This is a genomic window from Geminocystis sp. NIES-3709 (assembly GCF_001548115.1).
Taxonomy (GTDB): domain Bacteria; phylum Cyanobacteriota; class Cyanobacteriia; order Cyanobacteriales; family Cyanobacteriaceae; genus Geminocystis.
Genome location: NZ_AP014821.1, coordinates 1967722 through 1993334 on the forward strand (window position 1 = coordinate 1967722; position 25613 = coordinate 1993334).

Annotated in this window: 22 protein-coding genes and 2 pseudogenes; 14 read left to right on the forward strand and 10 right to left on the reverse strand. The window is 31.9% G+C overall.

All coding sequences use genetic code 11. The features are described from left to right. Positions 1 to 44: 44 nt before the first annotated feature. Together GM3709_RS08420 and GM3709_RS08425 are read left to right on the forward strand one after the other, a co-directional pair. Positions 45 to 938, forward strand: a complete 894-nt coding sequence (locus GM3709_RS08420; protein ID WP_066118271.1) for a HEAT repeat domain-containing protein — start codon at positions 45 to 47, stop codon at positions 936 to 938. Between the two features lie 158 nt (positions 939 to 1096). Beyond that, the gene (locus tag GM3709_RS08425; protein ID WP_066116666.1) at positions 1097 to 2248 is read left to right on the forward strand and encodes an IS4 family transposase; all 1152 of its coding nucleotides are present in this window, start codon (positions 1097 to 1099) and stop codon (positions 2246 to 2248) included. Between the two features lie 222 nt (positions 2249 to 2470). Here the strand turns inward: GM3709_RS08425 and GM3709_RS08430 are convergent, their stop codons facing one another. After that, positions 2471 to 3598 carry a glycosyltransferase family 4 protein gene (locus GM3709_RS08430; protein ID WP_066118273.1) on the reverse strand — a complete coding sequence of 376 codons (1128 nt, stop codon included), beginning with the start codon at positions 3596 to 3598 and terminating at the stop codon, positions 2471 to 2473. A gap of 137 nt (positions 3599 to 3735) precedes the next feature. Here GM3709_RS08430 and proB point away from each other — a divergent pair, with 137 nt between their 5' ends. Further along, complete coding sequence (gene proB, locus GM3709_RS08435; RefSeq protein WP_066118275.1) at positions 3736 to 4845, forward strand: glutamate 5-kinase; 1110 nt, start codon at positions 3736 to 3738, stop codon at positions 4843 to 4845. Positions 4846 to 4928: 83 nt separating this feature from the next. Here the strand turns inward: proB and GM3709_RS08440 are convergent, their stop codons facing one another. After that, positions 4929 to 5561, reverse strand: coding sequence for a M23 family metallopeptidase (locus GM3709_RS08440; RefSeq protein ID WP_066118277.1), 633 nt, complete (start codon positions 5559 to 5561; stop codon positions 4929 to 4931). A 259-nt stretch (positions 5562 to 5820) separates the two neighbouring features. Between GM3709_RS08440 and GM3709_RS08445 the strand changes: the two genes are divergently transcribed. Continuing rightward, positions 5821 to 6966: a TIGR03032 family protein gene (locus GM3709_RS08445; protein ID WP_066118278.1), complete on the forward strand. Its 1146-nt coding sequence runs from the start codon at positions 5821 to 5823 to the stop codon at positions 6964 to 6966. 15 nt (positions 6967 to 6981) lie between these two features. Here the strand turns inward: GM3709_RS08445 and GM3709_RS08450 are convergent, their stop codons facing one another. Continuing rightward, on the reverse strand, positions 6982 to 7959 hold the full coding sequence (locus GM3709_RS08450; RefSeq protein WP_066118280.1) for a glycosyltransferase family 4 protein: 978 nt from the start codon (positions 7957 to 7959) through the stop codon (positions 6982 to 6984). A 1212-nt stretch (positions 7960 to 9171) separates the two neighbouring features. On the opposite strand from GM3709_RS08450, the gene sds reads away from it, so the two are divergent. Next, the gene (sds, locus tag GM3709_RS08455; protein ID WP_066118282.1) at positions 9172 to 10143 is read left to right on the forward strand and encodes a solanesyl diphosphate synthase; all 972 of its coding nucleotides are present in this window, start codon (positions 9172 to 9174) and stop codon (positions 10141 to 10143) included. Positions 10144 to 10344: 201 nt separating this feature from the next. On the opposite strand, the gene GM3709_RS08460 is transcribed toward sds, so the two are convergent. The 4 genes from GM3709_RS08460 to patD all read right to left on the reverse strand — a co-directional run bounded on the left by GM3709_RS08460 (position 10345) and on the right by patD (position 14422). Then, positions 10345 to 11256, reverse strand: a complete 912-nt coding sequence (locus GM3709_RS08460) for a branched-chain amino acid transaminase (RefSeq protein ID WP_066118285.1) — start codon at positions 11254 to 11256, stop codon at positions 10345 to 10347. A 137-nt stretch (positions 11257 to 11393) separates the two neighbouring features. Further along, the gene (locus tag GM3709_RS08465; protein ID WP_066118287.1) at positions 11394 to 13358 is read right to left on the reverse strand and encodes an amylosucrase; all 1965 of its coding nucleotides are present in this window, start codon (positions 13356 to 13358) and stop codon (positions 11394 to 11396) included. 95 nt (positions 13359 to 13453) lie between these two features. Further along, entirely contained in the window at positions 13454 to 13705 is a 252-nt protein-coding gene (locus GM3709_RS08470) for a hypothetical protein (protein ID WP_066118289.1), read from the reverse strand. A gap of 354 nt (positions 13706 to 14059) precedes the next feature. Next, on the reverse strand, positions 14060 to 14422 hold the full coding sequence (gene patD / locus GM3709_RS08475; RefSeq protein ID WP_066118291.1) for a heterocyst frequency control protein PatD: 363 nt from the start codon (positions 14420 to 14422) through the stop codon (positions 14060 to 14062). Positions 14423 to 14651: 229 nt separating this feature from the next. Here patD and GM3709_RS08480 point away from each other — a divergent pair, with 229 nt between their 5' ends. Continuing rightward, positions 14652 to 16910 carry a bifunctional (p)ppGpp synthetase/guanosine-3',5'-bis(diphosphate) 3'-pyrophosphohydrolase gene (locus tag GM3709_RS08480; protein ID WP_066118293.1) on the forward strand — a complete coding sequence of 753 codons (2259 nt, stop codon included), beginning with the start codon at positions 14652 to 14654 and terminating at the stop codon, positions 16908 to 16910. 173 nt (positions 16911 to 17083) lie between these two features. On the opposite strand, the gene gmk is transcribed toward GM3709_RS08480, so the two are convergent. Then, positions 17084 to 17641 (reverse strand): guanylate kinase, encoded by a 558-nt coding sequence (gene gmk / locus GM3709_RS08485; RefSeq protein WP_066118296.1) that lies wholly within the window; start codon positions 17639 to 17641, stop codon positions 17084 to 17086. Positions 17642 to 17670: 29 nt separating this feature from the next. Next, positions 17671 to 17925, reverse strand: coding sequence for an extracellular matrix/biofilm regulator RemA (gene remA / locus GM3709_RS08490; RefSeq protein WP_066118298.1), 255 nt, complete (start codon positions 17923 to 17925; stop codon positions 17671 to 17673). A 363-nt stretch (positions 17926 to 18288) separates the two neighbouring features. Between remA and GM3709_RS08495 the strand changes: the two genes are divergently transcribed. The 8 genes and pseudogenes from GM3709_RS08495 to GM3709_RS08530 all read left to right on the forward strand — a co-directional run bounded on the left by GM3709_RS08495 (position 18289) and on the right by GM3709_RS08530 (position 24803). Continuing rightward, positions 18289 to 19494, forward strand: a complete 1206-nt coding sequence (locus GM3709_RS08495) for a GNAT family N-acetyltransferase (protein ID WP_066118300.1) — start codon at positions 18289 to 18291, stop codon at positions 19492 to 19494. Between the two features lie 441 nt (positions 19495 to 19935). After that, positions 19936 to 20739: a response regulator transcription factor gene (locus GM3709_RS08500; RefSeq protein WP_082712964.1), complete on the forward strand. Its 804-nt coding sequence runs from the start codon at positions 19936 to 19938 to the stop codon at positions 20737 to 20739. 183 nt (positions 20740 to 20922) lie between these two features. Further along, on the forward strand, positions 20923 to 21519 hold the full coding sequence (locus GM3709_RS08505; protein WP_066118304.1) for a DUF1517 domain-containing protein: 597 nt from the start codon (positions 20923 to 20925) through the stop codon (positions 21517 to 21519). A gap of 30 nt (positions 21520 to 21549) precedes the next feature. After that, a complete protein-coding gene (locus tag GM3709_RS08510; RefSeq protein WP_066118306.1) occupies positions 21550 to 22434 on the forward strand; it encodes a hypothetical protein in 885 nt (294 codons plus the stop codon). A gap of 303 nt (positions 22435 to 22737) precedes the next feature. Next, positions 22738 to 22989, forward strand: a pseudogene (locus tag GM3709_RS08515) (Uma2 family endonuclease); the annotation flags it as partial. A gap of 65 nt (positions 22990 to 23054) precedes the next feature. After that, positions 23055 to 24167: an IS630 family transposase gene (locus tag GM3709_RS08520; RefSeq protein WP_066118309.1), complete on the forward strand. Its 1113-nt coding sequence runs from the start codon at positions 23055 to 23057 to the stop codon at positions 24165 to 24167. Between the two features lie 25 nt (positions 24168 to 24192). Then, positions 24193 to 24525: pseudogene (locus tag GM3709_RS08525) on the forward strand (Uma2 family endonuclease); the annotation flags it as partial. Positions 24526 to 24557: 32 nt separating this feature from the next. Further along, positions 24558 to 24803, forward strand: a complete 246-nt coding sequence (locus GM3709_RS08530; RefSeq protein WP_066118314.1) for a hypothetical protein — start codon at positions 24558 to 24560, stop codon at positions 24801 to 24803. 16 nt (positions 24804 to 24819) lie between these two features. On the opposite strand, the gene GM3709_RS08535 is transcribed toward GM3709_RS08530, so the two are convergent. After that, on the reverse strand, positions 24820 to 25608 hold the full coding sequence (locus GM3709_RS08535) for a phosphate ABC transporter ATP-binding protein (RefSeq protein ID WP_066118316.1): 789 nt from the start codon (positions 25606 to 25608) through the stop codon (positions 24820 to 24822). Positions 25609 to 25613: the final 5 nt, after the last annotated feature.

The following is a 25613-nucleotide window of genomic DNA, read 5'->3' on the forward strand; positions in this document are numbered from 1 at the left end:
GGACAAAGAAGAGCTGAAAATAAAAATTTATAGTAATTATTAATATGTCTAAAACAGAAGTTAAATACACTGCTAATTTTATTCAATTATCGGAAACTGAAACCGATGAGTTACTTCAAAAAGTAGAAGAAAAATTATTTACCCATAGTTTTGATTTTGAAGATCATGATACGATCGCCAGAATGGTAGAAAGCATGGGAGATAAGCGAGGTATGACTCGTTTAAAATTTGCAGAAAGATTGGGCATAATTGGTAAACCAGCCGTGCCATTTTTATTAGAGGCTTTAGCTAATCATCCTAATCCCGTAGTGCGTAGAGCAAGTGCGAAAACATTAACCCTTATTGCCGATCCTACTGCTGTTCCCTATTTAGTATATGCTCTTTTACATGATGAAGATACAGTGGTGCAAGGCTCTTGCATAGGTGCTTTAGCTAGAACGGGAGAAGCATCAGTGCCAGAATTATTAAAAATCATAGCTGATTCTGAACAAAATGAAACAATTAAAGGTCATGCGAGTTGGGCTTTAGCTTTTATTGGTTCACAGGCTTCAGAATATTTATATCAAGCAATGAATTCTGATTCTGTGGATGTTCGTTGTGCTGTGATTGGTGCTTTAGGTAGTTTAGTTCAAGAGAAAGAAGATGATGAGGCATTAAAAATTTTAGTGGATTGTTTAAAAGACTCTGAAACAATTATTCGCAGTGAAGCGGCGGCGATTTTGAGTAAAGTAAATAAGCCTTCTCTAATTTCAGATTTAGTTCCCTGTTTACAAGATTCTGAACCAGAAGTGAGAAAAGCAGTGGCTTTGGCTTTGATGAAAATAGGCGATCGAACGACCTTAGAACCTTTAGAAAATGCCTTAAATCAGGAAAAAGAGGAATCCATTAAACCGATATTTAATCTTGCTATTAATCAAATAAAAAGAAACTGGGAATAATCTATCGAACCTATTTTAGATCTCAATAATAAGCAATAAGTATTTCTCCTGAGGGGGCGACAATGAAGCTAAAAAGACTATGCTGTAAGGGATTGAACATGGTAATCTGGATAAAGATGAGATATTTTCAGTTTGTATATTAATAATAATAGAAAAAGATGTTTCAACTTCCCCAAGATTATCAAGATAATTTTAAAAAGCAGTTTAATTTACCTCAATATTTAACTCTTTGTCTTTTAGTTAACTTACTCCAAAATCTTAAAACTGTTAGGTTAGAAGAAATGGCAAAACTTTTTCCTTATCCGATTAAATTAAGAAGTAGAATTAAAAAGTTACAAAGATTTCTAAGTCTGGAAAATTGGAAAATTGAAACTATCTGGTTTCCTATTTTAAAATCATGGATTATTAATAATTGGGAATCGAAAAAAGTTATCTATTTAGTAATTGATAGAACACAGTGGCAAAATATTAATATATTGATGGTAAGTTTAGTTTATAATCAAAGAGCTATTCCCATTTATTTTACATTACTAGATAAAAAAGGAAGCAGTAATTTATTAGAACAAAAACAAGTATTAGAACCGAGTATTAATTTATTAATTGAATATAAAATAATCGTTTTAGGAGATAGAGAATTTTGCTCTGTAGATTTAGCAAAGTGGTTATCACTAGAGAAACAGGTTTATTTATCTCTACGTTTAAAAAAGAGCGAATATGTCGAATTAGAATCTGATATATGGTTTCGATTAAGTGAATTAGGTTTATGTCCTGGATTCTCTGTATATTATCGAGGAATAAAAGTTACAAAAACGAAGGGATTTTCAGGAATTAATTTAGCAGCAAAGTGGAAAAAAAATTATCGAAATAAATCTAGCAAAGAGCCATGGTTTATTCTCACAAATTTAGCAAGTATGTCGGAAACAATCTCCGCTTATTCCAAAAGAATGGGCATCGAAGAAATGTTTAGAGATTTGAAATTAGGCGGTTATAATTTAGAGAGTACAAAAGTCAATAATGAACGACTAATTTCTTTAATTATACTAATAACGTTATCCTATAGTTATTCAACATTTATAGGAGAAGAAATTAAAAGAAAAGGAATAAGTGAATATCTAGTTCGTCCGACTGAAAAAGGTAGAAAATATAAAAGAAATAGTGATTTTTCTATTGGTTTAAATGCCATAAAATGGCTAAGTGAAATCTGCTTTTTCCAAGAACAATTAGAGGAGTTAACCTCTTTATTTCCTCAGAAACACTCCTATTATCGTCAAGGTATGAGGGCTATTTCCCTTATCCAATCTGCATTATGAGTGCTTTGTCGTCCCCTCAGGTATTTCTCCTATCTCCTAACCCCACCAAAAAACTTTTTCACCCTTTGCCTATTTACCAATTGATAATTGACAATTAATCCATTAAATGTTTAATTAAAGCCTTCTCTTTTTAAGGGAAAAAAGATAAAAGGTTGACTTTTTCTAATTCAATCCTCTTCTCTTTTAGCTAGAGGTAACTGTCAATTGTACATTGTTGAAATTTTATTTCCACTTATCCACTTGTCCACCCCTATAGAGTTCCTCTAATTTTTGGAGATTGTCATTGAGGGTATATTTTTCTAAGACTCGATTTCGAGCTTTTTTTCCTAACAAAGTTATCATTTCTGGATGGTGGACAAATAAAGGTAGAATCGTTTTTAATTGGCTTGTAACTTCATGGGTGCTTAAGACAATACCAGCATGAGCTAAAACTTCTCCATCGGCACCAGCATCAGTAGCGACACAGGCTAAACCACAAGACATTGCTTCGAGTAAAGATAGAGATAAGCCTTCGACTAGAGAAGGTAAAATAAAGACATCTGCACCTCTTAAAATGTCGATGCGTTTTTGATCATCGAGAATCGCACCCAACCAAATAACGCCATCTACTTCGTTATATAGAGGTTTTAATGTTGGTGTTAAATTACCATCCCCAATAATAATTAATTTCCCGCTAACATTCATTTCAGCTTGTTTCCATGCCTTTAGTAAGGATTCTACATTTTTTTCTGTGGCTATTCTTCCTTGATAAACATATATTTGTTCTTGAGGATATTGTTCTTTAAAATAAGATTTACCCGGAGAATATTTTTGACTATCGACTCCATTGGGTATAATAACTAATTTTTCAGCCGGTACTCCTAATTTTATGAGTAAATCTCGTTGCAGTTCCGAAAACACGATCGTGCAATCATATTTAGCTAAACAGGGTGCATAAAGTTGATAAGTTAAATATTGAGTGCCAGATTTTATATTGCGCCAACGACTATCAAAGGGAGGATGAAAAGTTGCCACTAGGGGGATTTTTAATTTTTGACAAACTTCCGGGAGGGTAAAATCGAGGGGAGAAAGAGTTAAGGAAGCATGGACTAAGTCTGGTTTTAATTCTTGTAGCGATCGTAATAAAATTTTACTAGATTTAGGAGCATGAATAGTATAAATTTGAGATTTGTAGAGAAAAGGAAGATTAACTTCTGCTAAATAGTTTTCTGGGCTAGATTCTTCATTTTCTTGGCTAAAGTGAAGAAAACTAACTTGATAGCCTCTATCTAACAGAGCGTTAGTAATTTCTCTGCTATAGGTAACGTTTCCGCAAAAAGGAGATTTTTTTCCTAGCCAAGCAATGTGCATTCAATTGATCTTTTTTTGATAAATGTTAACTTAAATAAAATTTTATGAAAGTTAGTTAATAATTATGACTTTAATTCTTTCATTGGTCAAATCTTGATACTGAATAACTTTAATTCTCTATTTCTAATTCCTCATTTATGTCAGAAATCATCGTTATCAAAATTGGTACATCTAGCTTAACTCGTGCAGATTCAGGCAATTTAGCTCTATCTACTATCGCTTCTCTAGTGGAAACTTTAACTAGCTTACGTCAAAAAGGCTATCAAGTTATTTTAGTTTCTTCTGGTGCTGTAGGAGTAGGTTGTGCTAGATTGAATATTATCGATCGACCAAAAAACATTAATCTCAAACAAGCTATCGCTGCGGTAGGGCAAGGCAGATTAATCCGAGTATATGATGACTTATTCAATAATTTAGGACAACCGATCGCTCAAATTCTCCTCACTCGCAGAGATTTAATGGACAGAAGTTGTTATGTTAATGCCAACAATACCTTTAATGCGTTACTAGATTTAGGGGTAATTCCCATCGTCAACGAAAATGATACCGTAGCGACAGAGGAATTAAAATTTGGAGATAATGACACTTTATCAGCTTTAGTGGCTAGTTTGGTGAAAGCAGACTGGTTATTTTTACTCACTGATGTAGATAAACTTTATTCTGCTGATCCTCGTATTGTACCCTCTGCTGTTCCCATTGATTTAGTTAACAGTCAAGAATTTTCACAATTACAAGTTGAGGTAACTAATAGTGGTAGTGGTTGGGGTACTGGGGGAATGGTAACAAAATTAAGAGCGGCGAGGATTGCCTCTAGTGCTGGAGTGACAACAGTAATTACTAATGGTAAAAATCCTGATAATATACCTAGAATTTTAGCAGGAGAGTCGATCGGGACAAAATTTACCGCTCAACCCAAAACGGAAAATGCCCGTAAGCGTTGGATAGCTAACGGATTAGTCACGATGGGGAAAATATATTTAGATGATGGAGCAGTTAAAGCTTTATGTACTAAAGGGAAGTCTTTATTAGCGGCAGGAATTACCAAAATTGAAGGAGAATTTAGTGCTTCCGAAGCGGTAGATTTAGTTAATCAAGAAGGGCAAGAAATTGGTAAAGGTATAGCAAATTATAGTCACGATGAACTAGAAAAAATTAAAGGACAAAAATCCTTCGATATTTCCACAATTCTGGGCTATTATGGTGTAGAAACTGTTATTCATCGAGATAACTTAGTGATTTTTGAATAAAAATTCTCTATAAATTAACTTGCAGGTTTCTTGTATTATGTGTTTTTTTGAAATAAAAGCGTAACAAATGTTACTAAGTCAAATTAAATTCTTTGGGCAAACATTTGTCTTAACACATCTGCTGGATCGATGTAATTACCATTGTACATCAAACCCCAGTGTAAATGAGGGCCTGTAGTTCTTCCCGTCATTCCTACCCTTCCAATTCTTGCCCCTGCAGGAATATTTTGTCCTAGCGATAACATAATACCACCACTTCGATCGATTAAAACTAATCCCCTTGAGGTATTTTCGACTGAACCCATTAAATGACAATAAACATGAGTCCAATTACCTGATTGAACTTTAATCATTGTGCCACAAGCTGTGTTGTCAGATAGACCAACTACTTGTCCACTCCACCAATTGCGGACATAACTGCCTAATGGTGCCGCTAAATCTAATCCCTGATGAAATTGTCTTTGTCTGGTAACTGGATGAGTTCTATACCCAAAACCAGAAGTATAGGCTTGAAAATTCTCTACGGGAAATGATGCTTGTCGCCAAGAAGCAGTAACAGAAATAGTTTGAGCTTGAGCTTGACTGGTTTCTGATTTTGTAGTGGCAAAGTTATAACCAATAATTAAAGTTAATGTCGTTATTAATAAACTCAATGAAATTTTAGACTTCAATAATTTTGAAATCGATCGATTTATTTTTACTATCAGATTCAACATTACTCCTCACGCAATTTTTATTATGGCAATTAATTATAATAAGCTGAAACCAATTATGCAATTACTGATTAAGTAGATTAATTCTCAAAATCCTTTTAGAAGAGATAAGCTAAGACCTATTTAATACTCCTTTTTTTAGCTCTAAATCTTTTGCTGTAAAAGGTTCAGAATTGCAAACTAGGTGCGTATTAGCTTAGAGATTGCTCATCAATCAAATTTTTCAGTATAATTAGCGACTATCCTCAAATTCTCATTATCTATGTCAACTCCCCAACCAATAACGATCACAATTGTAGCCTCTCGTAATTTTATTGATTGGTTACAATCTCAACAAATAAGTCTCAGTTTTACTACTTATCAAAGTTCTCGTCTCATGTTTTTAGGAGTGAATAATGAAGGTGGTATCTCTGGTTTTGAAAGGGTTTTCGATCGAGCCATGGGACTCTATAGCACTTGTGAGCGTATCTATCTTAGTTCTAGGTATCAAATTTGGCAGTTAGATAATGTTTTAGAATCAGGACAATTATACCAAGGATACGATCGATTATATATTCCTCGTATTGCTTACACAACGGGAGACATTGACATTCATGATTTAGTTATTGATACCTCAGCAAATTCCTCAAAAATTATTTTTATAAGTAGCACTTTAAATTGTATCGCTACTGTCAGCGATCGTCATAGTTGTTTGCCTTTGTGGAAACCCTCTTTTATTTCTAGTCTTACCAATGAAGATCGTTGTCATCTCAACGGATTAGCCTTAGTAGATGGAAAACCTCGTTACGTCACTGCCTGTAGTCGCTCAGATGTAGTGGATGGATGGCGTGATCGAAGGGATAATGGGGGTTGTGTGATTGATATAACAACGAATGAAATTATTGCCACAGGGTTATCGATGCCTCACTCTCCTCGTTGGTATCAGGGTAAATTATGGGTTTTAAACTCAGGAACAGGGTATTTTGGTTATATTGATCAAAAACAAGGTATTTTTCAACCTGTAACTTTTTGTCCTGGGTTTTTGCGAGGATTAGCTTTTATTGATAATTATGCCATAGTGGGATTATCCAAACCAAGAGGAGGAGATAAAACCTTTTCAGGGTTAACTTTAGAAACTAATTTAACAGGTAAAGATGCAGAGCCTCGCTGTGGTTTAATGGTTATAGATTTACAAAAAGGCGAAATTACGGATTGGGTGAGGTTAGAAGGAGAAGTCACCGAACTTTATGATATACAAATTTTACCAAATGTTAAACATCCTTATGCTTTGGGATTCTATACTGATGAAATCAGCAGAATTATAACTCTTGATCCTAATTCTCCCCTACTAAGAAAAAAAGATGTGATTACATCATCTCAAAATGACACCCAATCTATACTCGATCAAATTTATGAACAAAGCTCTTAGATATGATCGAGTTACTTATTGATAATTTACTTTTAATTTGAGATAATTTTCACTTAAAGCTATCAAAATTATTGTTAATAATAAGCTCAATAAACTACCATAAATATCGAAAGAATAGATTAGTCCAGCTATGACGATCGTGGTTAATATATAAGTTGATGCTACAGCTTGATGAGACCATCCCGATTGTTGTAGTCGTTGATATATATGCGTACGATGGGCTTCAAAAATATTTTCTTTCCTAATTAAACGACAAAAAATAGTATAAATTGCATCTCCCACTAAGGGTAAAGTGATAAAAATTGCTGACCAAGATAAATTAATATTATCAGTATTTTGAAGTAGCACGATCGCGATCGCTCCACCTAAAAAAGTACTCCCGACATCTCCCATAAATATTTTAGCTGGAGACCAATTCCAGTACAAAAAACCTAATAAAGTAGAGACAAGAATCAACCATTGGTATTGTTGTAAATAAATTGCTAAAAAAGAAAATTGTACAACACAAACTCCTGCCACAATACCATCTAAACCATCCATAAAATTGTAAAAGTTTATCAGTGCAGTGAATCCGATTACCGTTAAAATCGTAGCAATAATAATACCAGCCAAGCCTAAGTTATTAAAAGGTAGGGGAAAAATACCATAACGAATGACAGCAAAAACAGCAACGGCTAATTGTACTCCATAACGAAGACGAGAAGGAAGATTATATCGATCGTCCAAAAAGCCTATTATAGTTAAAGGTAGAAGGATTAAAGGTAAAAATATATCAGATTTTATTGGTAAAACAGGTAATAAGGCGATAACAATTATCCCGATAGTAAAAGCAATAACGAATCCTAAACCTCCTCCTCTGGGAGTTGGATTTACATGAGAACTACGATCGTTAGGAATATCTAACAGTTGTTTACTAAAATTTTGGATAATGAGAAAAACCAATAGTAAACTCAATAAGAAACTAGCAATTAAAAGAGATATAGTAGGAATCATATTTATAGGTTTACCTTCTCACAAAAACCATTAATTATCATCACTAAGAATAGCATAACTAACGTCAGTGCCTAATATTTTATATAATGTACTATTAGTTTTTTTGTATATTTTTAAGAAAAATTAAGGCAAAGACTTTAAATCCTCGCCTATTACCTTACCTGTTATTTATTCTCATTAATAAACTTATCTACAAGTTAGCTTAATCTGGTATTTTCCGTAGAATTAGGAGGAAGTTTTTTTCTTTTTTCTACCATGATTAAGAAGATATAAACTACTACTAAATAAAGCAACACCAAAAAGGGAATCAGCATAATAATAAATCCTCCATTAATTAATATTATATTTTTAAAAATATGCCCGATCGAACCTAAAAAATAGAGCAATATGATTAGTTAAGAATAAAAAGTTTAATCATATTTTGAGCAGGATTTTATGCCTACACAGAAAAACCTAATGTAGTTATGCAAGTCACCTAAACTATTCTATATGAAAAGGTTAGAATTAATAAATGACATAACTGTTAAACGGTTTTTGATAGAAATGATAAAAAAGAAAAAACCTAAATTATCATAATAATTCCCTAAAAAAATACTGTAAAAAAAGGAAACTTTTATTCAAAAAATAGAATAAAATAATATCAATCCTTTCTGTTATATTCAATCCAAAACCAAAAATATTAATGGAATAAATAAAATTTCCAAAATAATTTGGCAATGAAATATACTTATTTACAGATTTATTACCGTCGAGATAAATCATTTTCTATTACTGACAAGTGTTGGAAAATGTATTATCCCAAAATTTTTGTCCCTAAGAATCCACAATCGAAAGTTCATGATAATAAACGATCAAGTATATCTTACTTAGTAACTTTTAAGTATATGGATTTTTCCTTATTTTAGATAAAAGAGTTTTCTCTTTATCTACTACAGAAGATGTATTAAGGACATTTACACTCTGATATTTTTGCTATGACAGAGATTGTCATCTACATTTCTACCATAACATAAATTGACATAAAATTATTAAGATAAAAAACTTTTTTTCTTTTTCCATAAACCCTGATAAATAAGCATTTTTACTGTATATTAACAATGACTTATAGGAAAAAAAATCCTAAGACGATCTCAGGAAGGGAAACGATAGCTTAAAATAACAATAAGATATGTGAACTTTCGTAAACTATTTTTATAAAAAAACTACTCATCAATGACAACTGCAACCTCTCTATTTGACCCGGTAGAAAACGATTTATTATTACTAATAGATAACCTAACCAGTTTAGTACAGGCGCAACATCCCATTTTAGGTGCGGCAGCAGAACATTTATTTAGTGCGGGAGGTAAAAGAATCCGTCCTGCGATCGTGCTGTTAGTCTCTCGTGCTACTATGATAGGATTAGAAATTACTCCAAGACATAGACGATTAGCAGAAATAACTGAAATGATACATACTGCTAGTTTAGTCCATGATGACGTAGTAGATGATGCAGAGTTAAGAAGACAAGTACCAACCGTTAACACTTTATTTGGTAATCGCATCGCTGTATTAGCAGGAGACTTTCTTTTTGCACAATCTTCATGGTATTTAGCAAATTTAGATAATCTACAAGTAGTAAAATTATTATCTGAGGTGATTAGAGATTTTGCAGAAGGAGAGATTCAACAGGGATTAAGTTGTTTTGATACAGATGTAACACTAGAAAAGTATTTACAAAAAAGTTATTTTAAAACCGCTTCTTTAATAGCAAATAGTGGCAAAGCTGCGGCTATTTTAAGTGATGTGGGAGAAGAAACTGCAAACAAAATCTATAGTTATGGACGTAATTTAGGATTAGCGTTTCAAATAGTAGATGATATATTTGATTTTACCGCTTCTGCGGAGGTTTTAGGCAAACCTGTAGGTTCAGATTTAGCTAGTGGTAATCTCACAATTCCCATATTATTTGCAATGGAAGAAAAACCCTCTTTAAAAATTTTGATAGAGAGAGAATTTAGTGAGGAGGGCGACTTACAACAAGCCTTAGATTTAGTTAATAATAGTAATGGTATCGAAAAATCAAGAGCATTAGCTTATCAATATAGTCAATTAGCCTTAGAAGATTTAAAATGTTTACCTAAGTCTCCTGCGAAAGAATCTTTAATTGATTTAACAGATTATGTTTTGAGTCGTATTAAATAACCATTTAATAATTTTACAATAAAAATAATTTGAGAATTATTAACTATTATTTAAAAATTGACCAACTATAAAAAAATTGATATAGGAGCAAATAATTTTGTCTTGTCTAAACAGTATATGTATTTATAGCTATTGAATCAAAAGAAGGTATTTATAAATGGAATTGATTGTTAATTGTTAATTACTAAATTTAACCATTAATTAAACATCAATAACAGTAATCCAATCTCTATATTCAGGCTCTCTATTTTCTGTAATAGCAGTTAATTTTTCTTTAATTTTTAGAGTAATATTTTTCTCTTGAGGAAGGTAATAATTTTCTACTCTTTTAACGGGGGTAACTTTTGCCGCAGTACCACATAAAAAAACTTCATCAGCTATAAATAATTCTGTTTTATCTATGTCTCTCTGTTCAATTTCTATCTCTAAATTTTTTGCTATAGTCAAAATACTATCTCTAGTAATTCCTTCTAAAATATCTTGATCAAAACTAGGAGTAATTAATTTATTATTTCTTACCATAAAAATATTCATTCCAGTAGCTTCACATACTTTACCTTTAGAGTTCATCAAAATTGCCTCATCAAAACCACTGTCAACGGCTTCAGTTTTAGCTAAGGCGGAGGTAATATATGCTCCACTAATTTTACCTCTTAAGGGCAAACTACGATCTTCTTGACGATACCATGAACTAATACGACAACTAATACCATCGGGAGAAAGATAATCTCCCATTTCTAAACCATAGACAAAAAAGTTTTTTTCAATATTATGAAGCCTTGGTGCAATACCTAAATCTGAGGTATAAACAAAAGGACGAATATAAAAAGGTTTTGTTGGTTTATTTTTGCCGACGAAATCTTTTATTACTTCTTCAATCTTATTAGGTAATACTTCGTAGTGTAAGTATTTTGCACTATTACTTAATCTTTGACAATGACGATCTAAACGAAATAATAACACTTGTTGAGGATTGCTAGGATTAATTGTACCTCTTAATCCTCCAAATGCTCCTGTACCATAGTGTAACGCATGGGTGGCGATCGAGATATTAGCTTCTTTAAAGGGGATAAATTTGCCTTCAAAATAGGCGATGGGTAAAAAATCTGACATCATTTGTGATTTAACAGTCTTTTGATAGATCCTTTAATCATATCATCAAAGGAGATACTATATAGGAGACAGGATGACTGAATGACAGGGTGACGAGGAGAATACGAAAAAATTTATTAATACCTAATACCTAATGCCTAATTAATTGATAGCCAATAAAAGCGGAATGGAGATAATACTAATTGATCTTTAAACATGGTAGGAGATTCTCCAGAATATAGATCAATAATAATATTATTATTCATATCATTTAATCGAAATAAATTATGGTGCATTTCTGCTAAGTTTAGATATTGATAACTAGCATCAAAATTTCCAATCACTAATATGTGATTTTTTCCGTGAATATCTAATCTTAAAAAAGCAAATAAATGAGGGTTGCTAAGATTAATTAATTCTCGATTATTAAAATCTCCAAAAGCAGATATTTCTTTTCTTACCTTAATCATTCTTTGTAAAGCCGTAAAAATAGTATATTCGATCGAGCCTTCAATTTTTCTTTTTTGTGCTTTTTGCCAATCAATTTTCGGACGATGCGCCCATCGAGTATCATTAGCTTTACTGAGGTTTCCCATAAAAGAATAATCATTAAGAGTGCCGATTTCATCACCGTAGTAGATAAGAGGAATACCACCAAAGGAAAAAATCATGGCGTGGAGTAATACTATATGTTGAATGCTAAGATCAATCTTATGTTGATTATTTTCTTCTAAGGCACTTTCTAAGCCTATTAAAGAGGTTAATGTGCCAGATATACGCGCATCATTATTTTTCGGATTTTGCCCAAATAATAAGCCTCTAGCGGCGGTATCCTCGAATTTTCCGGAGAAGTAGTTAAGCAAAAATTGACGATGCGATCGAGGCTCGTATCCTACTTGAAGTATATCATCATCAGTAAATCCTAAACCTATATCATCATGACACCTAATATAATTTAACCATGTGGCTCGTTCTAATTTATCTGGTAAATTTCGTACCCCTTGACGAATCAATTTAGCATTTTTCGTGGCTACTGCATCCCATAACAAAGCCATGAAGGTGGCATTATAAGCAATTTCACATTCTTTAGCGTTAATGGCATCTTCCCCAAAATATTTAACAATTTCTAAAGGTGCAACAATGGCTTCTGCGATAAATAATGTGCCGGGTGCGGTAACTTGACAACAGTCTTTAAATAGTTGTAACAGTATATGAGCTTCTTCTTCATTTTGACTACTACCGCCAATTTTTTTCCACAAGAAGGCAACCGCATCGAGACGCAGAATATCTACTCCTTGATTTGCCCAAAATAGTAAAATATCCAGCATTTCGATAAAAACAGCAGGGTTTTGATAGTTTAAATCCCATTGATAGTTATTAAATATTGTCATCACCCATTTACCCATTTCTTTATCATAGGTGAAGTTACCCGGTGCAGTTTGAGGAAATACTTCAGGCAAGGTTTTTTCAAACATATCAGGAATTTCTCGATTATTAAATATATAGTAATAATCCTGATACTTTCGATCGCCTTGTCGTGCTTTTTCTGCCCATTCATGTTCATTGGAGGTATGATTTACTACGATGTCTAAAACGAGTAAAATATCCCTTTCTTTCATCAAATTAGCAATAATTGAAATATCTTGTAAATCTCCTACTCTTTCATCAATTTTGTGATAGTTACTGACAGCATAACCCCCATCACTCGCATTTTTAGGACATTCTAAGATAGGCATAATATGAACTAAATTAACCCCCAACTCTGTGAAATAGTCAATTTTTTTGGCTAAATCGGGCAAGTCTTCAGCGAATCCATCCGCATAGAGTGTCATGCCTACCCATTTTTGATGGAGAAACCAGTTAAAATCTTTTTCCCTTGCTAAATCTTGTTGTTTAAGTAAGCTCGATCGCATGATATACTGACGTGCCATAACTTCTACTAGCTTTAGTAACTGATACTTGAAATCGTGACGTTTGCCGTAGAGTTTTTGAAAAAGAGAGAAAAGACTATAAAAATTAGCACCTAATCGAGTATAAAAGTGATTAAGTTCTTTATCAGTAATTTCTGGTTTAAGTTGATCTAAAATTTCGTTTAAGATTGAGTGAGATAGTTGTTCATACATGAGAATAATTTTATTTAACCAGTCTAATTACTATTTTTGAGGATACGTCTATTATTAAATTTAAGTCAAATATTCTACATCTATTTCTAGAATAATTACATCTCGATCTTTTGTTCATTATCATCATAAGTCATCGGGCTAATAATATTAATAGTTTGAACTCTAAGGGTTGTTATTCTTATCAATAAATCAATTACTGTCTTTTTATAATCAGCAAATCGATAATTATTAAACTTTTCTTCGATCGTTTTATCCTTATATTGTTTTAAAATATGCTCTAAAGCCCTAAGATTTCTTAATACTAAAGGCAGAATTTCTGTTAAATTTGTTAACCCATCAAGGATCATTGTATGATTAACTTTATCAGCTTTTAATTTAACTTTTATTTCCCCTCTCCCATCGCCGACAGATTAGGAAGAATAAGATCAATTTTCTTTAATTAATAAGGCTTAATATTTTAATATTTGAGGGATAAATTTATTAATTATTTCCCCAATTTGTTCACTCCCAAAAATTATCATAAAAAGGTATTTTTGGGAACTCTATCTTTAAATTTAGCTCATATTTGTCTATATTCTGGATTATGTTAAAAATTTATAAACATAATAAAAAATATCAATAGTCTGTTGAAGTCTATATCACCTAAGTTCGATATAATAATGAGTATGAAAACAATGATTTAGGGTAATAATGCTCAAAAACTATTGAAAGTTGCCGTAATTTTTTGTTAAATTTATAACCTCATTAAGACGCTGTTTGATGATCAAAAAACGACTTTGTTTTGTGCTAATTTGTTTAGCCGATTGATAGAAGGAAAAATCAGTTTGTAAAAGTCTTATATAACGATAAGTTTCCCTTTGCCAAGATTGAAACAATGATCGATTATTGACGGTTAAATCTTCACTGTTAAAAATCATAATTCTAGTATGTAAATAGTCTTGAATTTTTTGCCAAGATTGTTGAACTTCCAGAGAATTATTACTATTTTCAAAAAATAATAGATCAAAACTTTTAAGTAACTCTAACCAAATTGACAATTCTTGTTGATGTGATTTTGGTAACATTTACACTAAATTGAGTTAAAATTTAAGAAATTAATTAATACTAATATCAACCCCCTAACTGTCAAAGTAAATGGAAGAATAACAGTAGGGGTTAATGTCTTATCAATGAAAATAAAATATTAAATTTTCTTGAAAGAATGATTTTAGTTTCTGAAATTTTTTTTACTTGATCATCGCAGTTCAAGATTATAACTCATAATACTGAAATTTATCTTTTTTTCCAAATTATATGAATACAACAGTCCTAATTCCTGACACTAAACCTGTCAAAAAATTACATATTCCTAATTGGTTAAATAATTGTTTGATCGGCGACCAAAACGATCCCCATAATAGCCTAATATGTAAATCATTTCAATTTGCTCACAACTTACATGAAGGACAATATCGAAAATCTGGAGAACCTTATATAGCACATCCTATCGCTGTCGCTGAATTATTGAGAGATTTAGGGGGAGATAGCGAAATGATTGCGGCTGGATTTTTACATGATGTAGTTGAAGATACTGATGTTACTCCTGATCAAATAGAAGAACTTTTTGGGGCTAATGTGCGTAAATTAGTAGAAGCTGTGACGAAATTATCAAAATTTAATTTTTCTAGCAAAACTGAAAGACAAGCAGAGAATTTTCGGCGAATGTTTGTGGCAATGGCACAAGATATTAGGGTGATAGTGGTAAAATTAGCCGATCGATTGCATAATATGCGTACCCTTGATTTTTTATCCCCTGAAAAACAACGATTAATAGCCCAAGAAACTAAAGAAATTTTTGCACCCTTAGCCAATCGTCTCGGTATGTGGCATTTCAAATGGGAATTAGAAGATTTATCTTTTAAATATCTTAATCCGATAGAATACAATAACATTAAAGAATTAATCTCCGAAAGAAGAAAAGATAGAGAAGCAAGAATCAAAAAAATAACCGATATTATTAATGAACGTTTAGCAAATTTAGGTATTCATCCCGTAGAAGTCAAAGGCAGACCTAAACACTTATACGGAATATATCATAAAATGGAGACGCAAAATAAAGGATTTGACCAAATTTACGACGTTGCAGGTATCAGAATTATTGTCAATACTAATTACGAATGTTATCTTGCTTTAGCTGTAGTTCATGATGCTTTTCGCCCCATTTCAAATAGATTTAAAGACTATATTGGTTTACCAAAACCTAACCTATATCAATCTATCCATACTACTGTAGTTAATTCTAATGGCAACCCTTTAGAAATACAAATTCGTACTCAGGAAATGCACCATATAGCCGAATATGGTATTGCGGCGCATTGGAAATATAAGGAAACAGGAAATTCTCATAATACTAATTTATCTACTGATGAACAAAAATTTACATGGTTGCGTCAGTTATTAGATTGGCAACAAGATTTAAAAGACGCACAGGAATATGTAGATAATCTCAAGGAAAATTTATTTGATGATGATGTTTATGCTTTTACTCCTAAAGGGGAAGTTATTCCTTTGACAAGAGGTGCAACGGTGGTAGATTTTGCCTATCGTATTCATAGTCAGATAGGAAACCACATGAAAGGTGCGAGAATTAATGGAAGATGGTGTCCTTTGGATCAATCAATACAGAATGGAGATATAGTAGAAGTTGTTACTAGCAATAATAGTCATCCTAGTCTGGATTGGTTAAATTTTGTGGTGACACCTAGTGCTAAAAACCGTATTCGCCAATGGTACAAACGATCGCATCGGGAAGAAAACATTGCCAGAGGTAGGGAATTATTAGAGAAGGAATTAGGCAAAAATGGTTTAGAATCTCTACTAAAATCAGAGACAATGCAAAAAGTTGCTCAAAAATGTAATTTTCTCAAGGTAGATGATTTATTAGCCTCCCTTGGCTATGGAGAAGTAACTTGTATGCAGATTATTAATCGTTTGCGAGAGGAAAACAAGTTACAAAACCCCGAAAAACCAGAAGAAAAACCTTTAGGAGAAACTCCTTTATTAGCTACTCCCACAAAAATTAATAAAGAAATTAATGGGAATAAATATCCCATTTGCGGTATTGAAGGATTAATGTACCATATTGCAGGATGTTGTCGTCCTTTACCCGGAGAAAATATTATCGGAGTTGTTACCAATGTGCGAGGTATTTCCATTCATCATCAGGATTGCCCTAATTTAAGTACTATACCGGGGGAGCGTTTAATTCCAGTAAAATGGAATGGTTGTGATAAAAAAAGTCGTATTGCTACCTATCCTATTGATATAGTAATCGAAACGATCGATCGAGTGGGTATTTTAAAAGACATTTTAGGTAGATTAACAGATCAAAATATTAACGTTAGTAACGCAGGAGTCAAAACTGATTTTGGCAAACCGGCTTTAATTTCTTTAACTATTGATGTAAAAGATTCTACCCAATTTCAGTATGTTATTAATCAAATTAAAAACATGAGTGATGTCTTAAATATTCGTCGAATTAGTGAAGTTTCCGGTATCAATGCTAGGACATAATGAACAATTAAAAATGAAAGGAAAAGTAAAAAAAATAGTGAGGAGTTATTTACTGATTATTAATCTTAAAACATTCAAGTTAAATATGGTTTAGCTAAATCTCTCTTGGTATTACTTATGCAATAAAAAACAACTCCTTCAAGAGAGATCAAACCCGACACCTCTAAATTCTTTTACTCAACCTTAATAATACTTTCTACATAATCGATCGTAGTTTCTAAGGTATCATTAATAACTTGATAATCGAATTGATCTGTAACGGCTAATTCTTCTTTGGCTTTGGTTAAACGTTTAATAATAACTTCCTCAGAATCTGTACCTCTACCTCTTAACCGTTGTTCTAAAATCTCGATCGAAGGGGGTAAAATAAATATTGTGGTGGCTGAGGGGAAACTTTTCTTAACTTGTTTTGCACCTAATACTTCAATTTCCAGAATAACAACTTTACCTTTGTTGATTTCTTTTAATACGGGTTGTCGAGGAGTCCCATAATAATTTTCTGTATATTCTGCCCATTCCAATAATTTATCGTTAGTAATCATTTCTTGAAACTGAACACGAGACAAAAAATAATAATCTTTTCCATCAACTTCTCCCTGACGAGGATAACGAGTTGTTGCAGAAATAGATAGAAAAAAGTCAGGATATTTTGCTCGTAAAGCCTTAACTATTGTACCTTTGCCTACACCACTTGGCCCTGTAATAACAACTAACTTTCCCTTTTGAGTCATGGTAAAATTACAAATTATGAACCTATTAACTATGATTTATCAATATTAGTAATGAAACGATTAGCGACAGTTTCTGGTTGAATAGCTGACAATACAATATGACTGGAATCAGTTATAATTACAGCTCTAGTTCTTCTACCGTAAGTTGCATCAATTAACTGTCCTTTATCTTTAGCATCCCCTATTAAACGTTTAATAGGAGCAGATTCTGGACTGACAATAGCGATAACTCGATTAGCCGCCACAATATTACCAAAACCGATGTTAATTAATTTAGTATCCATAAATTTTGATGACAGTTAATATTTTTATTTCTTCAACCATCATATCTTTAAATATTGAGATTTACAATGATTTTTAGTCAATATTGCACAAAAATTGACATTTATTGCCATTTTTACCCTTAAACTTCGACTTTTAATAAACATTGTTTTGCCTGTTTTGCTAATTGCATCTTGTAACTCATTATCAAGGATTAATCTAATCAGATACTGTAGTTTTTACGTTATTAGAAGAAATTTCATGAGTTGAATTGCTAAAAAAGTCGATTCAATTAAAGAGAAAAGAGATATTAGAAATATGTGAAAGTCAATTATCAACATTTGAAAAAACCCCTATAATTTACTCATCAAAGTAGATTAAGTTTTATGATTGAGCAACTTTTTGGCAAAAAAACTGATTATCCTTATACCATCCGTTGGCATGAAAAAATCGCAGAAATTCCTCAATCTGCATGGGATTTTATGGCTTTACCTCTTGCAACTCCCTTTTTAGAGTGGGAATGGTTACACAATCTCGAAACTTCTGGTAGTGTTAAGCCTCGTACTGGTTGGCAACCTTGTCATTTAACTGTCTGGCGTGAAAATAATTTAATTGCCGCCGCACCACTGTATATTAAAGGTCATAGTTATGGTGAGTTTGTATTTGATCATCAATGGGCAGATTTAGCTTATCGTTTAGGTATTGAATATTATCCCAAACTTTTGGGTATGACTCCCTTTACTCCTGCTGTGGGTTATCGTTTCTTAATTGCCGAAGGAGAAGACGAGTTGAAAATTACTGAAATGATGGTTAATACGATCGATCATTTTTGCATAAAAAATAAACTATCTGGTTGTAATTTTCTTTTTGTTGATCCTCAATGGCAACCTATTATTGCTCAATTTGGCTTTACTGCTTGGATGCACCACAGCTATATTTGGTGCGATCGAGATTTTAGTAATTTTGATGATTATTTAAAAATATTTAACTCAGATCAAAGAAAGAATATTAAACGAGAAAGAAAGGCAGTTGATAAGGCTGGATTAGTAATAAAAAATCTAGTAGGAGATGAGATTAATCATTATTTATACCCTTATATTTACAAATTTTATAGTAATACTTGTGATAAATTTTATTGGGGTAGTAAGTACTTAAATAAACAATTTTTTGACCAACTTTATCCTAATTATAGTCATAGATTAATGCTAGTAGTTGCTTATCGAGAAAATGACGATCATATTCCTGTGGGAATGTCTTTTTGTATCAGAAAAGCAGAAAATTTATATGGTAGATATTGGGGTAGTTTAGCTGAATATGACTGTCTGCATTTCGAGGCTTGTTACTATAAACCGATCGAATGGGGAATCTCTGAAGGTATTAAAATGTATGATCCTGGAGCAGGTGGTTCTCACAAAAGGAGGCGAGGTTTTCCGGCAACTCCTAATCATAGTATGCACCGTTTTTACAATCGTAGAATGAGCAGTATTTTAAAACATTATATTGATGAAATTAATTTTGGCACAGGAGAAGAAATTAAGGCAATTAATGATGATTTACCCTTTACAAAAAAAGAAATAAAATTAGATTTATAATTTTAAAAATCTTCAAAATTTAATTTCTAATTAATAAATTACTAAAAAATAGTATTTAAGTCTAATTTATTATTTTAAAAAATGATTAATTTTTGAATAAACTTAAATAAATAGATAGATACTAACCATAAATCATTTATGATGATTTTGATTGTCTTCTCTAACCCTCTTTAAAATGATAAGAATGAACCTTTTATTCTCTTATAACTTCTATAGAAATACTATAATTTAAAATGTTATACTATTAATTTGTTATCTTAAATTTATCTAGTTTAAATAGATCTTATTTCTAACCTAAAATCTATTTAACAGGCATATTCAGCATCATTCATGATAGGGTTTTAGATTTAAAATTTTTGATAAGTATTCTATGTAACAGTATCTTGACAATTCATTCGTTATGCTTAGGTATTAAAGATTCATAACATTGGTATTCTTAAAGTGATTTATATTTCTATCATCGAAGGTAATCCCCATTTACGATCGCTGTTAGGTTGGCATTTACAACAGGTGGGATATATTACCCATCAGTACGGTACTATTCAACAAGCTAGAAATAGTTTAGTGAATCAAATCCCGACTCTAGTAATATTAGACTCAGACTTACCTGACGGTGACGGTATCGATTTTTGTCAATGGTTATATCAATCTCATCAGACATTAATTTTAATGTTGTCAGCAAAAATAAACGAGAAAGATGTGGTAAAGGGATTAAAAGCTGGAGCCGATGATTACTTAAAAAAACCCTTTGGAATGCAAGAATTTTTGGCAAGAGTTGAATCTTTATTGAGACGTTTTCGAGTGAATAATGCCCCTTTAATTTTGGATTTTGGAGATTTAAAAATAGATTTAGTTCAAAGGCGGGTAGAATTTCGACAGGAATTGATCGATCTCACCCCTCAAGAGTTTAGTTTATTATATGTCTTAAGTCAGGCTCAAGGTTCTCCGTTAAGTCGTTCTGAATTATTGCGTAGAGCATGGCCTGAAGCGATCGAAAATCAAAGAACGATCGATACCCATGTGCTATCATTAAGAAAAAAAATTGAACTTGATCCCCGTCAACCGAATCTAATCCAAACAGTGCGTAATGTCGGTTATCGTTTTAACTTAGAACTTTTACAACAAAAAAGTATTGAGTGTGATAATAATTTTACTCAGAAAAATAATTTTTCCCAAAACGGCGATCACAATGGACAATATTTATCTAATAATAGAATAATCAAAGAAAAAATCAATGCATTTTAGCTTATTAACTGACGTTACCCAAAGCAAAATATTTGACATTAAAGGTTTTAGGTTAATTTCTGACTGTTGTAATTCATTGATTTAATCTTGGTAAAATCCATTTAGATTTTTTTAATCAATTCTTTTACCTAATTCCTTCTCAAGTATAATTAGTGACTATAAATGTTCATTTTTAATAGTCCAATGAGTATAGGCGATCGTTTTAATCAATTTGTGGGTAAAACTAGATATGTAGTTTCGAGAATTTTTATCCATTTACAGGGTAATCAAATCGCACCCCTATTAGGAGTATTAAACCAAAATGCCAGAATGGCGGTGGATGCCGATGGTGATATGGAAGTAATGGGAGAATGCCTAGTCAATACTTGTGAAGGAATATTACAGTATCGAACCTATTGGCAAAGTGCCTCTAATGAAGGGGATGTATTTTGGGATGAAGCTGATGCTGGAGATTTTGTTACAGATTTATTTACCGACTCCGCACAACGGTATCTTAGTCAACCAGATTTAGAAGAAGTAGAGGAAAACGCACCTTTATCCTTACCCGTTACAGATAATATAATTGTTATGATCACAGTAGCCTTTGAAGGTGAAGTTCCGGAAATTGAAACCGATTTAGCTGATATGGAAGCCTTAACTGATGGACTGAAAGCTCTTATTAATCTTAACTACAAGAATAAATACAGAGCGATCGCCCTTCATTTTTCCCCTGCTAGATTAGGAGAAAAACTTACATCTGATCAAATACTAATCAATTTTCCTGAATTAATTCCGCTATAACAGTAACAAATTTAAAAAATAAAGCCAATAATGTTTAAGTCAATTGTAGCCATTTTTTTGACCATAATGCTCAGTTTTGGAACTGTTGCTTGTGGTTCATCTAATAGTGTAAATACGAACAATCCCACCACTTTTAATAATAATACTAGCACCATAAAAAATAACATTGCTAGTGGACAATATCCCGTACAACAAGCTACTTTCAATGATGTTGATGGCGAATATACATTAATGTTATTAAATACTCCTGCAGGAAGTAGTCCTCTTTTTCGGACAACTAACCTACAAATGGCAAGGTTAACCGATGAAGAGATTAAAAATGGACAACAAACCTTTGTCGAAATCAACGGAAATGAAGCTATAATGCACCTTACCGAAGATTTTCGTATTGAGTATGTACATAACGAAACGGAAACTGTTACCAATCCAAATACAGGGCAACAAGAAACTGTCATCGTCAGACAACAATCCAGTTTCTGGAGTCCTTTTGCTGGAGCATTAGCAGGACAAGCATTAGGCAGTATGTTATTCAGACCTCAGTATTATGTACCACCAGTGTATCAATCAGGCGGTAATTTGACAGGTTTTGGCGGTTATGGTAGTAGTTATGATCAAGCAGTACAAAGCTACCGTACTAATAATAATGCTATACCTCCTGTTGAAAAAAATCGTCAATCTGTGCGCACTACGGGAACAATAAAAAATAGTTCAGGCACTAGTATTAATAAAGTTAATACTAATAGTACTAAAGGAACAGGATCTGGAGTAGGATCTAGTAACTTAAAAACTAGCGGTACATCAAGTAAAGCTAAACAACCTAGTAACAATAGTTTTGGTAGTAATAAGTCTAGTGGTGTTCGTCGCACTACACCTAGCAGAAGAAGCGGAAGTTTTGGCAGTCGTCGTCGCCGTTAATTAACCTCAGTTCGATACAAGATTTATTGGTAAGAGCAAGGCATTAGGTATTCGTTGTTAGGTATTAGGTTAAATAATTGAGGAAAAACTATTAACAATTTATTTTACTTGGATTAATTTCATTAAATAATTCAATCAGATTTGGTTAGATAAATCTAAAACCCTTTCCGAAGCCTAAAACTTACCTAAATCAAAGATTTTTGCGTCGAACTCAGGTTGAATTAAGATAACATTAGGGTGGGTATTACCCACCATACCCATCACTACAAAAGTTTATTAACTTAATTTTGAGGTAAATAAATTATGGTTTTATTAAACACAAAACCTGAGATAGAAACAATACAAAAAACTTATTCTTTAGAGGAATATTATAGTTTAGAAGAAAATAGCGAATTTAGACATGAATATCATAACGGAGAAATTCAAGAAATGACAGGAGGAACTATTAACCATAATCAAATTATTATTAACTTTATTTTTGCCTTAAGATTAGCTCTAAAAAATAATTCCAATTATAAAGTTTTTAGTAGTGATTTACGTTTATATATTCCTGAATAAGCTAAGACGCATTGATTTGGTATATAATTTAAGTCAGAAAAGATAAAACTTAGGTGTGATTTATGCCTTCTAAAAATTTTTTGTCAGAGGAAGAAAGAAAGTATCTACAAGATGCTTTAAAAATAGAAAAGAGATCGGAAGTCAGGGAAAGAATTTTAATATTTTTATTAGAGAATGATGGTAAAAATTATCAAGAAATAGCAGTTTTTTTGGGTTGTTCCCCCAAAACGGTGGCTTACTGGGCAGTTCATGGTAATCCTAATAATGTAGATTCATTGCAAGATAAAAGAAGAAAAGGAAACCAAACAAAAGCAACGGATAAATATATTGAAAGATTATTAGAAGTAGTTGATAAAAATCCTGAAGATTTTGGATATGATTTTGGTCGATGGACGGGGCAAAGATTATCAGAACATTTGGAAAAAGAAACAGGAATTAAATTAAGCAAATCACAAGTAGTGAGGATATTAAAAAGAAAAAAGTATAGTTATATTTGGGGAAAATATAGTTTAGAAGACAAACAAAATCAAGAACAAAGAAAAGCATTTAAAGAAAAATTAGAACATTACATAGAAATAGGTAAAGAGAATCCTGAGTTAGTTCAAGTATGGTTTTGGGATGAGTGTGGTTTTATTTTAAGGGTGATAAGAAGAAAAACATGGACGAAAAAAGGAAAAAGAAAAAAGGTGAAGGGAGAAAGAAGAAGAGGAAGAGTAAATATCATGGGAGGAATAAGATATTCGGATAAAAAAAGAAGATGTTTTGTAATAAAAAAAGGTGATTCAGAAACGTTTTGTGAACAATTAAAAAAGTTATGGGAAGAAATAAAAAATGAATGGGTAAGTAAGGGAAATGATGAAAAAGATTTTAAAGAATGTGGTCCGAAAATAATCATAATATTAGACAACGCAAGTTTCCATAAAAAAAAGGAAATAGTAGAAAAAATAGAAAAAAATCTACCGAATATAAGACTAGAATATTTACCGGTATATAGTCCAGATTATAACTTAATAGAATTAGTGTGGAATTCGGCAAAGGAATATATAGCTTATAGAAACTTTGAAAATAAAGAACAGCTAGAAAAAACAGTAAATTACTTATTAAATGAAGGAGGTTTAGTAATTAATTGGAGTAAAAAATTTAAGAATAAGGGTGAATTAATCAATGTAAGTTAAATGCGTCTTAGCTTATAAAAAAGCTACTTATCCTGATATTATGGTAATTGAAGGAGAAATAATGTTAAATAATAATCGTAAAGATGAAGTATTAAATCCTTGTTTAATTGTCGAAGTTTTATCTCCTTCTACAGCAAATTATGACAGAAAAGATAAATTCTATTATTATCGTTCTATTCCTACTTTAAAACAGTATTTATTAATTAATCAATCAGATTATGCGATCGAAAACTATGTTAAAAGAGGAGAAAATCAATGGTTATTTCAAGAAAATAGTGGACAAGATACCCTCGTTGATTTATCATCGATCGAGCTATGTTTTCCTATCTTAGATTTATATACTGATGTCAGTTTTTAAAGATAATTAAAAAAATTTTAAATTATTAATTTATGATTGAAAATCCACAATTTTTAACAGAAAATGAATCGATCGAAGTAGAAAAAGCCTTACTTACTACCTCAGAAAAATTTTTAACTCGCCTCACTATTTCTTCTTTTAAATTGCTACAAATTATAGCCCAAGATTTAGGAGTTTCATTGCAAGATTTAACTTCAGAAGAAATTATTAAATGGATGGAAAAAGATAGTAAAATTAGACAAGAAAAAGGAAAAGATGAAGCCGTACTTAAATGGTAAAAAGTTTTCGTTTTAACTATCTCATCATTATTCCCCCAGAAGTATAAGCTAAGGTTTCTTGATTTTCAGGATTAAGAAAGATCTTTTCAACACTATTTTGTTCTACTATAAACCCTGTTTTTTCTCCTCGATCGTTTTCTCTTATATCCATGTAAATTACTTCATCACAAACCCTTGCAATTTGTTTGAGATCGTGAGTAGTCATAATGATGGTATAATCTTTTTTAAGGTGATATAACAAGTTTTCAATCTCCAGAGTAGAAATGGGATCTAAAGCAGAGCAAGGCTCATCTAGTAGTATAATCTCTGGTTGAATTGCGATCGCTCTTGCTAAACAAAGACGTTGTTTTTGCCCACCAGAAAGAATCATAGCGTTTTTATGAAGATGATTTTTTACCTCATCCCATAACCCCACCTTCATTAAAGAATCTTCGACTAAATCATCAATATTTTTCTTATAACCGTTAGCTTTTAAAGCCATAGAAATATTTTTGTAAATAGAAGTAGGAAAAGGTGCAGGTTGTTGAAATAGCATTCCAACAATTCGACGTAACTGTACTAAATTAACATCAGGATCATAAATATTTTGATCTTTGAACAAGATATTTCCCTTAATTTTCATGCCATCAATAAAGTCATTAAGACGGTTAAAACATCTTAAAAGTGTACTTTTTCCACAACCCGATCGACCCATAATACCAGTAATTTGTTGAGGTTTTATATCTAAAAATACTCCAGCAATAATAGAAGTTTCTTGATAAAAAACAGCTAAATTTTCTACTTTAATAATGTTGTCATTAGTCATAAATT